The organism is Rhodococcus sp. 4CII (assembly GCF_014256275.1).
Lineage (GTDB): Bacteria > Actinomycetota > Actinomycetes > Mycobacteriales > Mycobacteriaceae > Rhodococcus_F > Rhodococcus_F wratislaviensis_A.
Genome location: NZ_JACCFE010000002.1, coordinates 4,721,664 through 4,735,660 on the forward strand (window position 1 = coordinate 4,721,664; position 13,997 = coordinate 4,735,660).

Annotated in this window: 15 protein-coding genes; 10 read left to right on the top strand and 5 right to left on the bottom strand. The window is 67.7% G+C overall.

Annotated elements, in window-relative coordinates; translation table 11 throughout:
* The first annotated feature begins 30 nt into the window (after positions 1-30).
* The gene (locus tag H0B43_RS22560) at positions 31-876 is read left to right on the top strand and encodes an oxygenase MpaB family protein (RefSeq protein ID WP_185725918.1); all 846 of its coding nucleotides are present in this window, start codon (positions 31-33) and stop codon (positions 874-876) included.
* A gap of 13 nt (positions 877-889) precedes the next feature.
* Here H0B43_RS22560 and H0B43_RS22565 read toward each other — a convergent pair whose 3' ends face one another.
* From H0B43_RS22565 to H0B43_RS22585, 5 genes are read right to left on the bottom strand one after another with little or no spacing between them, the layout of a single operon-like run.
* The gene (locus tag H0B43_RS22565; protein WP_185725917.1) at positions 890-2,050 is read right to left on the bottom strand and encodes an acyl-CoA dehydrogenase family protein; all 1,161 of its coding nucleotides are present in this window, start codon (positions 2,048-2,050) and stop codon (positions 890-892) included.
* A gap of 8 nt (positions 2,051-2,058) precedes the next feature.
* Positions 2,059-2,841: an enoyl-CoA hydratase/isomerase family protein gene (locus tag H0B43_RS22570; protein ID WP_185725916.1), complete on the bottom strand. Its 783-nt coding sequence runs from the start codon at positions 2,839-2,841 to the stop codon at positions 2,059-2,061.
* A complete protein-coding gene (locus H0B43_RS22575; protein ID WP_185725915.1) occupies positions 2,838-4,505 on the bottom strand; it encodes a long-chain-fatty-acid--CoA ligase in 1,668 nt (555 codons plus the stop codon). The genes H0B43_RS22570 and H0B43_RS22575 overlap by 4 nt, the downstream gene beginning before the upstream one ends.
* 12 nt (positions 4,506-4,517) lie before the next feature.
* On the bottom strand, positions 4,518-5,693 hold the full coding sequence (locus tag H0B43_RS22580; protein ID WP_185725914.1) for a thiolase family protein: 1,176 nt from the start codon (positions 5,691-5,693) through the stop codon (positions 4,518-4,520).
* Complete coding sequence (locus H0B43_RS22585; RefSeq protein WP_185725913.1) at positions 5,690-6,565, bottom strand: CoA transferase; 876 nt, start codon at positions 6,563-6,565, stop codon at positions 5,690-5,692. The genes H0B43_RS22580 and H0B43_RS22585 overlap by 4 nt, the downstream gene beginning before the upstream one ends.
* A gap of 123 nt (positions 6,566-6,688) precedes the next feature.
* On the opposite strand from H0B43_RS22585, the gene H0B43_RS22590 reads away from it, so the two are divergent.
* From H0B43_RS22590 to H0B43_RS22630, 9 genes are all read left to right on the top strand, one after another.
* On the top strand, positions 6,689-7,285 hold the full coding sequence (locus tag H0B43_RS22590; protein WP_252189723.1) for a TetR/AcrR family transcriptional regulator: 597 nt from the start codon (positions 6,689-6,691) through the stop codon (positions 7,283-7,285).
* A 54-nt stretch (positions 7,286-7,339) separates the two neighbouring features.
* Entirely contained in the window at positions 7,340-8,272 is a 933-nt protein-coding gene (locus H0B43_RS22595) for an alpha/beta hydrolase (protein WP_185725911.1), read from the top strand.
* A 37-nt stretch (positions 8,273-8,309) separates the two neighbouring features.
* Positions 8,310-9,833 carry a carboxylesterase/lipase family protein gene (locus H0B43_RS22600; RefSeq protein ID WP_185725910.1) on the top strand — a complete coding sequence of 508 codons (1,524 nt, stop codon included), beginning with the start codon at positions 8,310-8,312 and terminating at the stop codon, positions 9,831-9,833.
* Between the two features lie 65 nt (positions 9,834-9,898).
* A complete protein-coding gene (locus H0B43_RS41745) occupies positions 9,899-10,528 on the top strand; it encodes a hypothetical protein (RefSeq protein ID WP_185725909.1) in 630 nt (209 codons plus the stop codon).
* Positions 10,529-10,629: 101 nt separating this feature from the next.
* On the top strand, positions 10,630-11,079 hold the full coding sequence (locus tag H0B43_RS41750) for an SRPBCC domain-containing protein (RefSeq protein ID WP_312033668.1): 450 nt from the start codon (positions 10,630-10,632) through the stop codon (positions 11,077-11,079).
* A 74-nt stretch (positions 11,080-11,153) separates the two neighbouring features.
* Positions 11,154-11,540: a hypothetical protein gene (locus H0B43_RS22615; protein ID WP_185725907.1), complete on the top strand. Its 387-nt coding sequence runs from the start codon at positions 11,154-11,156 to the stop codon at positions 11,538-11,540.
* A 9-nt stretch (positions 11,541-11,549) separates the two neighbouring features.
* Entirely contained in the window at positions 11,550-12,722 is a 1,173-nt protein-coding gene (locus tag H0B43_RS22620; protein ID WP_185725906.1) for a cation:proton antiporter, read from the top strand.
* Positions 12,723-12,844: 122 nt separating this feature from the next.
* Positions 12,845-13,420, top strand: a complete 576-nt coding sequence (locus H0B43_RS22625) for a dihydrofolate reductase family protein (RefSeq protein ID WP_185725905.1) — start codon at positions 12,845-12,847, stop codon at positions 13,418-13,420.
* Between the two features lie 138 nt (positions 13,421-13,558).
* Complete coding sequence (locus H0B43_RS22630; RefSeq protein WP_185729833.1) at positions 13,559-13,996, top strand: YciI family protein; 438 nt, start codon at positions 13,559-13,561, stop codon at positions 13,994-13,996.
* Position 13,997: the final 1 nt, after the last annotated feature.

Consider the following 13,997-nt stretch of genomic DNA (forward strand, 5'->3'; position numbering starts at 1 on the left):
TTCCCGATCGAACCGCATCAGGAGATCGCCATGACCACCACCGAGATTCCGTCCCAACGCCGTTCGGCTCTGCCGCCACTCGGGCCGGACTCGCTGACGTGGCACCGCTTCGGCGACTGGCGCACCGCGCTGCTCATCTCGTGGTCGGGCACGCTGCAGGTGATGCATCCCGTCATCGACACCGCCCTCGTGCAGCACTCGGCCGTCTTCGACAACGAGGTCGCCCGGCTGGCTCGTTCTGCGGGGCCCATCATCCGGGCGCTCTACGACCCGACCGGCGCCGAGGCCCAGATGATCCGGGACATGCACAAGGACATCAAGGGCACCACGGACGAAGGCCGCCGGTACCACGCGCTGAACCCGGGCCCGTACTTCTGGGCACACGCCACGTTCCTGGCCACCCAGTACGTGGTCGCCGAGTACTTCGGTGAACCGCTGAGCCCGGCCGAGAAGGAGCAGCTGTATCAGGAGTCGAAGCAGTGGTACGCGCTCTACGGGGTGTCGGCCGGCAACCTGCCCGAGACGTACGCCGATTTCGTCGACTACTGGAACGGCATGGTCGGCACCGTCCTCGAGAAGACCGAGACGGTGCGCCGGTCGCGGTTGCTGCGCGGGCTGCCGACGCCGTCACCCGACGACCGCATTCCCGCGGTGGTGTGGCGGGTCGTCGGCCCCGGGCTCGGGCGGCTGCTCGTGTGGATCGCCCGCGGAACGCTGCCGCCCGCCGCCCGCGACACGCTCGGCTGGGAGTGGTCCGCGGCCGACGAGCGCAGGCTCCGCCGATTCGGTGCGGTCGTGAGGATCGGCTTCCGGCTGCTTCCCGAGCGGTGGCGGCTCACGCCGATCGCCCGAAAAGCCTGCGAAGGAACGCTGTAGGGCTTCGCCGCGGTTACAGCGAGCGCCCGATGAGCACTTTCATGATCTCGTTGGTGCCGCCGTAGATCTTCTGCACCCGCGCCGCCGCGTACATCTGGGCGATGGGGTATTCCATCATGTAGCCGTAGCCACCGAAGATCTGCAGGCAGCGGTCGATGATCTCCACCTGCTTGTCGGTTCCCCACAGTTTCGCCATCGACGCGGTGGCCGCGTCGAGCTTGCCGTCGAGATACTGCTGGATGCAGTGGTCCATCAGCGTCTTGCCGGCGAGCACGTCGGTCTTGCATTCGGCGAGAACGAACTGCGTGTTCTGGAAGTCGAGGACCGGTTTGCCGAACACCTGCCGCTGTTTGGCGAACTTGATCGTTTCGATGACTGCCGCCTCGGCCATCGCGACACCCGCGATGCCGATGATGAGGCGCTCGCGGGCCAGTTGGTCCATCAGCTGATAGAAGCCGTGGCCCTCCACCCCGCCGAGGAGATTCTCCGCCGGAACCCGCATGTCGGTGAAGGACAGTTCGCGGGTGTCCTGCCCGTGCTGGCCGATCTTGTGCAGCACCCGGCCGCGCTCGAAGCCGTCGAGCCCTCGGGTTTCGGTGGCGATCAGGGAGATGCCCTTGGCGCCGAGGGAGGGATCGGTCTTGGCGACGATCACGAGCAGGTCGCAGTGGGTTGCGTTGGAGATGAACGTCTTCGAGCCGTTGACGACGTAGTGGTCACCGTCCCGGACGGCGGTGGTGCGCACAGCCTGCAGGTCGGAGCCGGTGCCGGGTTCGGTCATGGCGATGCCGACGACCATTTCACCGCTCGCCATCTTCGGGATCCATCGCTTCTTCTGCTCTTCGGTGGCGTAGGCCGAGATGTAGTGAGCGACGATCGTGGAGTGCACGTTGAAACCGAACGCGGTGTCGTGGGCGAGGACGAGTTCCTGCTGAACGACGGCTTCGTGGCCGAAATTGCCTCCGCCGCCGCCGTATTCTTCGGGCAGGCCGAGGCACAGCAGGCCCGCGCTGCCCGCCTTGGTCCAGAATTCGCGGTCGACGTGGTGTTGCTCGGCCCACCTCTCCTGGTGGGGTGTGGCCTCCCGGTGGAAGAACTCGGCGGCGTGCTTGCGCAGAAGCGCCTGGTCGTCGGTCTCCCAAGGGGAGCGGTAATCGGGAAACAGTTCGCTCATGATCGGGTCTACTTTCCGGTGAATTCGGGCGCACGTTTGGCGAGGAATGCCGCCTGGCCCTCGTGACTGTCGGCGGATCGGATGGACACGTCGAAGTTGCGTTTCTCGTGGTCGAGACCCTGCGACAGGGTCGTTTCGAACACACGCAGTGCGGCGTCCTTGGCCAGCGCCACGGCGAGCGGAGAATTGTTCGCGATGCGCTCGGCCATGGCGACCGCGTGGGCGAGTGCATCACCGTCGGGGACGACGTCGGCGACGATGCCCGCGACAGAGGCCCGCTGGGCGGACACGACATCGCCGGTCAGCAGCATCGCCAGGGCCGTGGACTTGCCGACTGCGCGGATGAGTCGTTGGGTGCCGCCACCGCCGGGGATCACCCCGAGTTTCACCTCAGGGACTCCGAATCTCGCGGATTCTCCGGCGATCACGATGTCGCATGCCAACGCGAGTTCGCAACCACCGCCGAGCGCCAGACCCTCCACGGCCGCGAGAACGGGCTTGGGGTAGGTGCCCAGATCTGCCCAGAGGGTGCCGCCCAGTGCCGGCCGGGCACCCAGTAGGGGCTGTGCACGCAGCGCGCCGAAGGCCGTGATGTCGGCGCCGGCGCAGAACACTCCCTCGGCGCCGGTGAGGACGACGGCGCGCACGGTGTCGTCGCCGCGCAGCTGTGCGAGTTCGATGTTCAGCGCAGTGAGGAGTTCCTCGTTCAGGCTGTTCTTCGCGGCCGGCCGGCACAATTCGAGGACCGCCACTGCACCCTGGCGGGATGTCTGCAGGACTGGGGGATTCATCGTTTCTCCGTGTAGAGGTCGGCGTGCCGGGATCGCAGGACCTTCTTGTCGAGCTTGCCGACGCTGGTGCGCGGCAGGGCGTCGACGAAGAGCACCGTGTCGGGGAACTGCCACTTGGCGAACGTGCCGTCGAGCACGCCGTGGATTTCGGTGAGGTCGAGTTCGGTTCCGTCGACGGTGACAACGAGCGCAAGGGGGCGTTCCTGCCATTTCGGGTGGGGTACCCCGACGACGGCGGCCTCCTTGATCTTCGGGTGCCCGACGAGCGCGTTTTCCATGTCGATCGAGGAGATCCATTCCCCGCCGCTCTTGACGACGTCCTTGAGTCGGTCGGTGAGCTTGAGGTACCCGTTGGTATCGATGCGACCGACATCGCCGCTGCGCCAGTAGCCGCCGGAGAACTTGTCGACGTCGTCGTCGAGCTTGTGGTAGCGCTCGATGATCCACGGGCCCCGCAGCAGGACTTCGCCCTGGCTCGTGCCGTCGTGCGGCAGGTCGTTGCCCTCGGCGTCGACGATGCGAATGTCGATGCCGTTGACCGGCATCCCCTGCGGGCGTTTGAGGTCCCACTTCTGCTCGTCGGTGATTCTGCCGCGCAGCGAGGGCTTGAGTGGTCCGTTGATCGCGACGAGCGGGGTGGTTTCGGTGGCGCCGTAGGCGTGGATGATGTCGCCGCCGGTGATCTCGTAGAAGTCGCGCATCAGCGACAGTGCCGGTTCGGTCGCGCCGGACAGGAGGCGGGCCCGGGAGAAGTCGGGGGCGACGTCCAGCGTCTTGATGTAGTCCATCATCGGCTGGAAGATCGCGGGCGCCCCGTTGGCGACGGTGACCTGCTCGGTGATCATGGCGTCCACCAGTACCGACGTGTCCTGCGCGACGTAGCGGCCGGGCAGGATGACCTTCGCGGCGCTGTAGACCGCGGCCTGGGGCAGACCCCAGCTCTGCCCGTGGAACATGGGGGTAATGAGCATGACGGCGTCGTCGCTGCGCATCCCCAGCCCGGCGGCCTGGGCGAGGGTGTGCAGATAGATGCCGCGGTGCGAGTAGTAGATTCCCTTCGGGCGCCCAGTGGTGCCAGTCGTGTAACACGCACTGTACGTCGATGTTTCGTCGATCACCGGCCAGTCGATCGTCGCGTCGGCCGTCGCCAGGAGGTCCTCCCAGTGCACGACGCCGCGCAGTGTGGTGACGATCTCCGACAGCGGTTTGTCGGTCATCACGATCCACGTCTTCACACCCGGCGCGTGCGGTGCCAGGGCCTCGGCGACGGGCAGCAACGATTCGTCGACCAGCACCACGGAGGCGTCGCTGTGACCGGTGACGTAACCGAGGTCCTCGGGGGCCAGTCGCAGGTTCATCTGCAACATCGCCGCGGCGAGACCGGGAATGGCCCAGTACAGCTCGAAGTGGCGCTTGCTGTTCCAGTCGAGGATGCCGACCACATCGGCCGGCCCGATACCGATCGAGCGCAAGGCGTTGGCGCTGCGGATGATCCGCACGTACGCGTCGGCGTAGGTGTAGCGGTCCCAGCCGCCGTCGGCGGTGCGGTAGACAATCTCCTGCTCGGGGTAGGTGCGGGCGGAGTGCCTGATCAGAGTGGTGGTGTTGAGCTGGTAATGATCGCCGTGAGTGGACGGCAGGCCCTGAACGATCTCGGTGGTCACGATGGCTGCCTTTCAGAGTCGTTCGATGATGGTGGTGTTGGCGGTGCCGTGGGCCTCGCAGATGGTCTGCAACCCCACGCGGGTGTCGGAACGTTCGAGCTCGCACAGCAGGTCGGTGAGCATCCGGGCCCCGGTGGACCCGAGCGGGTGCCCGATGGCGATGGATCCGCCGTTGACATTGAGCTTGCTGTCGGCGATGCCGAATTCCTGTGCGAACATCAGCGGCACGCCGGCGAACGCCTCGTTGACCTCGAAGCGGTCGACATCGTCGACGGACAAGCCGGTGCGCTGCAGTGCCTTACGGGTCGCGTCGAGCACCGCGGTGAACTGGATGATCGGGTCGGCCGCCGCGACGGACAGCGCCCGGAACCGGGCCCGCGGGATCAGACCGTGTTGCTCGGCGAAGTCGCGGTCGGCGATGAGCAGTGCCGCGGCGCCGTCGCTGAGCTGCGAAGAATTCGCGGCTGTGGTGCAACCGTCGGCCGCGAACGCCGCCTTCAGCGAGGCGATCTTCGCCGGGTCGAGATGCTCGCGGATGCCCTCGTCCGTCGTGATCGTCTCGCCCGAGGGGGAGTGTGGATCGGCCGTGATCGGGACCAGTTGGTCGTGGAACCGGCCGTCGCGGGTGGCGGCCAGGGCGCGCTCGTGGCTGCGGATGCCGTACGCGTCGAGTGCTTCGCGGCTGAGGCCGAACTTCTCGTTCATCAGCTCGGACGACGGTCCCTGGGCCATGAGTCCGCCGTCGTAGCGGGCGAGTTCGAGGGGCCCGTACTGGGGGCCCAGCGGGGCACCCGGCTGGAACGCCGGCGGCATACTGACCTGCGACATCGATTCGACTCCGCACGCGATGGCCAGATCGTAGGTGCCGGCGACGACGCCTTGGGCCGCGAAGGTGACGGCCTGCTGACCGGAGCCGCACTGCCGGTCGACAGTGACCGCGGGTACCGACTCGGGGAGGCCGGCGGACAGCACGGCGTGGCGTCCGATGTTCGACGACTGCTGATCGTGCTGCAGCACGCATCCGGCGATGACGTCGTCGATCAACATCGGATCGATGCCGGTGCGATCGACGAGGTGACGCAGCGTGTGGCCGAGTAGGTCGGCCGGGTGCCATGCGCTGAGGACGCCGCCGCGTTTCCCGACGGGGGTGCGCACCGCACCGACGATGACTGCTTCACGACCGGTCATGATTGCCTCTCTCGAGATGTGTTGGGGCCGGCCCCGACAAGGGGTTTCGGGGCCAGGACCGCGTTGAGGGGAATATCGGCCTCTTCTGCGAGGGCTTCCCAGTGCGAGGTGGGGCGCTCGGCGAAGACGCGCGAGAGGTGCTCGTGCGTCGGTTCGATATCCAGGCTTTCCTTCACACGTGCGGCGAAGTGCGGTTCGAGTGCCCCGAGGGCGACGTAGCCGTCGGCGGAGGCGTAGATCCCATAGGTGGCGACGGCGCCGCCGAGCGGGGCACCCGGTCCCATGAGCCCGTGCCGCACGGCGGCGCCCGCGTCGGCGGCGGCATCGTCGAGGACCACACGGCGGTGCCCTGCGGAGCCGGTTCGTGCGCGGTCGAGCAGGGCCAGCGCCGCCGCGGTCACCACCCGTTCGGCGCCCAGCATGTCGGCGACCGGGACGGTCGGCATCGCCGGAGGCGTCAGGGTTCCGTGCACGGCCTGGTAGTTCAGGTCGTGGCCGGGCGACTCCTCCTGCGCTCCGTCGTAACCGACGATCTCGATGTGCCCGAGCCGCGGGAACGTGGTGGTGACCTCGGCGAGACCCAGGCGATGCAGCGCGGACGGACGCATCGCGGTGATCAGGAAATCCGCCGCGTCCAGCAGGACGTCGAGCCGGGACCGGCCGGCCGGATCCTTCAGATCCAGCACGGTGACCTCCTGGTCGGCGGTGAGGTGCGAATACCACGCGGGAGCGACCGCTTCCAGCGGATCTCCGCTGGGGGATTCGACCTTGGTGACGCGCGCCCCCTGGTGATGGAGGCGTGCGGCGGCCAGGGGGCCGGGGAGGTTGATGGCGAGGGAGACGACGTGGATGCCGTCGAGGGGGCGAGTCATTCGATCCCTTTCGAAAATTGCTATACGACTGTATAGCGGATTGTATGGTCGTATAGCAAGGGTTGGATGGATATGATTCCGCGAGAGACGAGGAAACAGATGGAGCCAGGACACACACCGCCGATGAATCCGAACGATCTGACCGGTAAGGCGCGCATTCGCAACACCGCACTCGACCTCTACGCAGCCCACGGTGAAGACGGCACGTCGATGCGGGCAATCGCGAAGGCGGCGGGCGTCACCGTCGGCCTCCTGGTCCACCACTTCGGGACGAAGGACGGCATTCGCGACGCCGTCGACGACCTCGTCGTCGACTACTTCGCGCAAGCGATCGCGCAGGTTCCCCACCAGGGCACGCCCCAGGCGATCGCGGTGGCCCGCGATGCGGCAGTGAGCGAGATGCTCGCGACGCACCCCGAGGTCGTGAATTACATGCGCCGGGCACTCCTCGAACCCGGTGGCCACCGAAGCCCGCTGCTCGAGAAACTCACCACCCTCACTCACCATGAGATCGCGGCATTGCGCGACGCAGGTGTCGCGTCCAAGGGCCGGCAGGAATCCAGTCAGGTCATCGAGCTGATGGTCCGGCAGGTGGGGCAGCTGTTCCTGCAGCCGATGGTCGATGCGATGTGGGAACACTTCAACGGGCCGGACGCCGAGGACAAAGACAAGCCCGTGCTCGCCGTCGGCATCCGGGAAGGCGACCGGCACCGGTCCTGATCGGCGACGGCGGGGCAGTTCCTCGCTCCGGGCCGGCCCGTACTGTGAGTCTCGATGAAATTCGGACTGACCGACCTGATCGACCCGCGTCTACTGCCTCTCGTCGACGAGTCCCGCGCGTTCTACGCCCAGCGCGTGGCCGGTCGGGGTCCAGGCGGCTGGGAGGAATTGCGCGCTGTCCGAGCCGACGCCGTCGGCCCCGCCCAGTCGCAACCGCCGGCTGTCGAAGAGGTCGTCGTCATCGAGGGTCGTCGAGTCCCGCTGCGAATTCACACGCCCACGGGCAGAGCGGCGACGGGTGTCGTCATGGAGATCCACGGCGGCGGTTTCTACATGGGATCGGCCGCCGGCAGCGACGTCCGCAACCGCCGACTCGCGGACGCACTCGGCGTTGCAGTCGTGAGTGTGGACTACCGGCTCGCCCCCGAACACCCGTGGCCGGCCGCACCCGACGACTGCGAAACCGCGGCGCTCTGGCTCGCCGAGCACGCCGAGGACCGGTTCGGGACGCCGAAGCTGTCCATTGCCGGCTTCTCGGCCGGCGCCACGCTCGCCATGACCACGCTTCTGCGGCTGCGCACTCAGGGGATCTTCGCCGTCGATTCCGCTGTGCTGCAGTTCGGAACGTACGACCTCAGTGCTCGGACACCGGCCGGACGCCTGATCGCCGACGAGTACTTTCTCGAGGCTTACGCGGGCACGGCGTCAGACCGCACTCATCCTGATCTCTCCCCGGTCTATGCCGACCTCGCCGACCTGCCTCCGGTCCTGATGGTTGTCGGAGACGCCGACATCCTGCTGCAGGACAACCTCGCCATGGCCGCACGGCTGTCGGCATCCGGCGTCGACGTCGATCTCCGCATCTACCCGGATTCGCCCCACGGATTCACCGCCCACCCGACCTCGATGGCACGGGCGGCGCTCGACGACATCGAGGCGTGGCTGAACGGCCGTCCGGGCCCGCGTGCTCCGCGAGAACAGGCGTGACTCCACCGAACCCCGGCCCGCGAGAGGCTAACTACTCATGACCGTTCTCACCGTCAGTACCGGCGCCGGGAAAATCTCGGGTGCCCGCACCGACGGGGGCGCCCGCTTCCTCGGAGTGCCGTACGCCGCGGCTCCTGCGGGTGACCTCCGCTTCGCACCCCCGCACCCCGCCGAGCGGTGGGAAGGCATCCGGGACGCCACCGAGTACGGTGCCACCGCACCGCAACCGGGATTGCACCCCGCCCAGACGCATCTGGCGCCACTGACCGGGCTCGGATGGGTCGTCGGCGACGGCCACTACCTCAACCTCAACGTCTGGACGCCCGACCCCGGCACCAGTGGGCTGCCGGTGATGGTCTACATCCACGGTGGTGGGTTCATGATCGGCTCGGGTAGTGCCCCTGCCTTCGACGGAGCCGCGTTCGCGCGCGACGGCGTCGTTCTGGTCACCCTCAACTACCGACTCGGCGCGGAGGGCTTTCTCGCCCTGTCCGGTGGAAGCACGAACATCGGGCTACGCGACCAGATCGCAGCACTTCACTGGATCCATGACAACATCGCGGGATTCGGCGGGGACCCCGACAACGTCACCGTCTTCGGAGAATCCGCCGGTGGCACCTCGGTCGCGTTCCTGCTGCACTCCCCGAAAGCCTCCGGCCTGTTCCGACGAGCGATCGTCCAGAGCGGACACGACGAGATGGCCCGCCCGCTCGCGCTCACCGAGAAGCTGACGCAGGCACTCGCCCTGCGGCTCGCGATTCCCGCCACGGCAGAGGCGTTTCAGACGATGCCGGAATCCGCGGTGTTCCGTGCCCAGGCAGCTCTGCTCAGAACCGAGCCCCGCCCAGACCTGCGCGACGACAACGGTGTCGACCAGGGGCACCGCCGGGCGCTGTTCCTCCCCACCACCGGCGACGACGTCCTGCCCGCCCCGATCGGAGTCCCGAGCACGCTCTCCCAGGACGTCGCTCTGCTGATCGGCACCACACGCGAGGAAGCGAACCTCGGTCTCGGTGCCGAGGAGTTCGCTGGATTCGACGCTCACCGTGCCGTCGCCGAGCTCGCCGCCACCTATCCCGGCGCCGAGGCGCTCCTCGACCGTCACGGCCTCCACGACCTGGCGGTCACCGCCGCGGACGCCCTCACCTCCGCCTACACGGACCTGCTGTTCCGATCGCCGAGCCGGCGCACCGCGCTGCGCCACCCGGGCCGCAGCTACGTCTACGAATTCACGTGGCAAGCACCCCACCACGGCGCCGCACACGGTCTCGACGTCCCGTTCGTCTTCGACACCACCGACGCCTGCCGCGGCCTCATCGGCGACGCTGCACCAGACGCCCTCGCCGACGCGATGCACAGATCCTGGATCGACTTCGCAACCCACGGCACTCCGGGCTGGCCCAGCTACGGCGACACCAGAGAAGCCATGATGTTCGATGCCGATCCGCACCTTCGTGAGGACACCGCCCCCATCGACGTCGGCGCGGAGAACCTCGCGAACACCGGATCTTCCGCGGACGCCTCGCAACCGAATCCGCCTTCCGGCGCTCGACGAATATAGGACCGATCGTGGAGCTGTGACGTTACGGTGGCGGCGACACCGCGACACACACTGCTGGGAGGGTCATGGCTTCCGCCTCGACAGGAATAGCCGGCGCTTCGCCGCCGATGGCGCCGCTCTGGGATCGCGGCGAGGTGATCGGCGCGGCGGTGCTGGCGTTCGCGGGGATCGCCTGGTTCGGCTGGGCCCAGGAGGACCCGCCGGCATCGTGGACCCCGTATCTGGTTGCCGGGCAGGTGATCTCGGCTGTCCTTCTGGTCGTGCTGCTGGTGCTGCTGGTGCGCGGGCTCACGACATCCGGCTCGGCGATGGCGGACCCTCGGGTCCGCCGCCGCTACTGGGTTACGGTGGCGGTGGAGGTCGCGCTGATCGTGGGCGGCAACCTGCTCCTCGCCGCGGTCGGACATCAGGCCTACGACGCGGCATGGACGCTGTTCGTCGTCGGTGTCCACTTCGTCCCGCTGGGCAAGGTATTTCACGCTCGGGCCCTTGCTCTTGCCGGTGTCGTGGTCGCGGTTGCCGCGGTTGCTGCCGCCGGTCTCGGGCTTGTCACCGATTTGGCGCCCAGCGCGGCGGCCGGTGCCGGTGGCGGGGTCGTGTTCATCGGTTACGCCGGCTGGGTGCTCGGGCGTGGACGCCGACCCGTCCGGAAAGGCGACGCTCGGAGGACGACGCCCGGAACCGCACACCGGTAGGCAAATCCTCCTCGGATTGGACCATTGCAGGCGGCGCGCTGCGCATCACCCACGACATTCGTGGTTGTCGCTACGCTCATGGAGTGGAACGGATCGACCGCGTGAGCAGGACCATCGCCGCGCCGCCCGCCGCTGTCTACGCCGCGCTCGTCGACGCCGAGGCGCTCGAGCAATGGTTGCCACCGGATGGCATGAGGGGGCGGCTCGAACGCTTCGACCCACGGCCGGGCGGCGGCTTCCGGATGGTGCTGACCTACCTCGATCCGACCGACTCACCAGGCAAGACCTCCGATGTCGAGGATGTGGTCGAGGGCGAGTTCGCCGAACTGACGCCCGACGAGCGTGTCGTTCAACGAGCCGTGTTCGTGGCCGACGACGCCGCATTCGCCGGCACGATGACGATGACATGGGAGCTCACCCCGGTCCCTAGTGGCACCGAGGTCGTTGTGAGCGCGAGCAACGTGCCACCGGGCATCGAGCAGTCCGCGCACGAGGCCGGGATCTCGTCCTCGCTGGCCAACCTGGCTGCGTACGTCGAGCAGCCGTCCTGATCTGATGGGAAGGGCAACCATCGACGTAGGCCGTAACGCCGAGATCGACGCCTCGGCGAGGGGACAATATGCGCATGCCGAAAGTGCGGTGGCGCGAGGCGCCCGAGGAACATGATTACCCGGCCGCCGCAGCGTACCTGGATCTACTCACGTCCCGGGATACCGTCGAACGTATCGTCGCGGGATTGAGGACGGCTCCGGTCACGCTGCACAAGGCCAAGGACATCCTGCGCGCGTCGCGGCTGCGGTTGCTGCCTCCGGACAACGCGCATGTGGCCGCCGACCTGCGGAAGATCGAAGACGGCACACCTCTTTCGCCCATCCTGCTCGTGCGTGGCGATCTGGAGGCGGGCACGGCACTCGAAGTGGCAGATGGTTATCACCGCGTGTGCGCGAGCTATCACACCGATGAGAACACACAGATCCCGTGTCGGCTGACGAGCTTGCCGCCGGCGAGCTGAGATCCACGGATGTCGTTCGAGACTCTCGCCCTGATCTCGGCAGCCGCCCTGGCCGGTCCCTTGCTCGCGCTTCGGCGGGAGTGGCACCTGCCGGTGATGCTCGGCGAGTTGCTCGTCGGGATCCTCCTGGGCACGACGGGTATCCGCGTGATCCACCCGGAAGATCCCACCTTCACCTTTCTTGCGGATATCGGATTCGCGCTGATCATGTTCGTCGCCGGCACCCATGTGCCCGTTCGCGATGCGACCATCCGGCCGGCGCTCGCGAAGGGCGCCGCGCGGGCGGCAATCGTCGGGGTCCTCGCGGCTGCAACCGGGTTCGGGATCGCCCGGGCATTCGGCACCGGCCATGCGGCGCTGTACGCGGTGCTCATCGCGTCGTCGTCGGCAGCGCTGGTGCTACCGCTGATCGACTCGTTGCGGCTCGAGGGCACACCCGTGGTCCAGACGATGGCTCAGGTCGCGGTCGCGGACACCGCATGCATCATCGCTCTTCCGCTCGTGATCAACCCTGCCCAGGCCCCACGCGCGGCGATAGGTGCTGTCGCGGTGGCGGCGTCGGCGGCACTGTTCTACGCGTTTCTGAAGTATGCAGACGGCCGCGGCTGGCTGCTCAGTCTGCACCAGGAATCGAAGGACCGCCGCTTCGCGCTGGAGCTGCGGATCAACCTCAGCGTGTTGTTCGCGCTCGCGGCGTTGGCCGTGCACACTCATGTGTCGATCATGCTTGCCGGTTTCGCGCTCGGGCTGGCCGTCGCGGGTGTGGGGGAGCCGCGGCGCCTGGCCAAACAGCTGTTCTCGATTACCGAAGGGTTCCTCGGTCCGCTGTTCTTCGTGTGGCTGGGCGCCTCGCTGAACCTGCGTGACCTCCGTGCGCATCCTTCGCTGATCCTGCTCGGCGTCGCGCTCGGACTCGCCGCCGTGGCCGTTCACTGCGCGATCCGCCTGCTCGGGCAGCCGCTGGCCCTCGCCGCATTGGCGTCGGCTCAGCTGGGCGTCCCGGTGGCAGCGGCGACCATCGGCGAGCAGTCGCACATCCTCCAGCCCGGTGAGCCCTCGGCGCTGATCCTCGGTGCCCTCGTCACCATCGGCAGCACCACATTCGCGGGCGCGATGGCGGCACGCCAGGGCTTCGCCGCGCCCTCCGCTGCAGGACCGGTCGACGGACCGGATCACCGGTGATCAGCGTGGCGGATCGCTGGTCAGGAGCGAGGGGAGGCCGGCCGCCGTCTCTCGGCGATGAGTCTTGGAACGGTTCCCAGTCTGTACTCGTACGGATCGAAACTGCACTCGAGGAGAGCGACATGACCGCGACCTACACCTTCGACGTCTTTTCCAGCCTCGACGGGTACGGCGCCGCCAGTGCCAACTGGACCGGCTACTGGGGTAAGCAGGGCCCCGAGTTGCTCGACCACCGCCTCGCCCTGTACGGCCCGGACCAGCGGATGGTGTTCGGGGCCAACACATATCGGCTGTTTGCGGAGATGCTGGCCGCGAGCACCGAGGAGTCCGAGGTGCGGGACCCATGGGTCACTCGGATGAGGAGTCTGCCGGCGACGGTGGTGTCGTCGACGCTGGAAGGCCCCCTCGACTGGCCCGACGCGACCGTCGTGAGCGGTGACGCCGTCGACGTCGTCGCCCGGCTCGAGGAGGAGTCCGAGGTGCCGTTGCGCTCGCACGGCAGCCTGTCGATGAACCGGGCGCTGATGGCCGCCGGCCTCGTCGATCGTGTGCAGGTGACGCTCTTCCCGGTCATCACCGGTCAGACCGGTCTGGACCCGATCTTCCGTGGTGCGGCCGACTTCGACCTGGAACTGGTGGAGACCCGGACGCTCGACCACCACATCCAGGAGCTGATCTACCGGCCCACCCTCCATTGACCAAGAATTCGACGAGTGAACGAGCCGAGACCACGGGTCCGAGGAAATTTTCGGCGGCGATGTCGAGAACCCGTGTCCGGCTCCGTCCCCGAGGTGAATGCGACCACAATGGTTCGCACCAGCACCGAGGAGAACACGATGGCCAAGTACTTGCTGCTCAAGCACTACCGCGGCGCTCCGGCGGCGGTCAACGACGTGCCGATGGACCAGTGGACGCCGGAGGAGATCTCGGCGCACGTGCAGTACATGCAGGACTTCGCCACCCGGCTCGAGGGGACCGGCGAGTTCGTCGACGGACAGGCACTCTCCCCGGAGGGGACGTTCGTCCGGTCCGACGGCGAGGGACGCCCGCCGGTCACCGACGGTCCGTTCGCGGAGACCAAGGACCTGATCGCCGGCTGGATGGTGATCGACGTCGACAGTTACGAGCGGGCGCTCGAACTGGCCGGCGACCTCTCGGCCGCGCCGGGGGCGGGCGGCAAACCCATCCACGAGTGGCTGGAGGTGCGCCCGTTCCTGGCCGCAGACCGGTGCCACGACGACCACAGAAGCGATACCGCGACCGTCACGGAGTGAC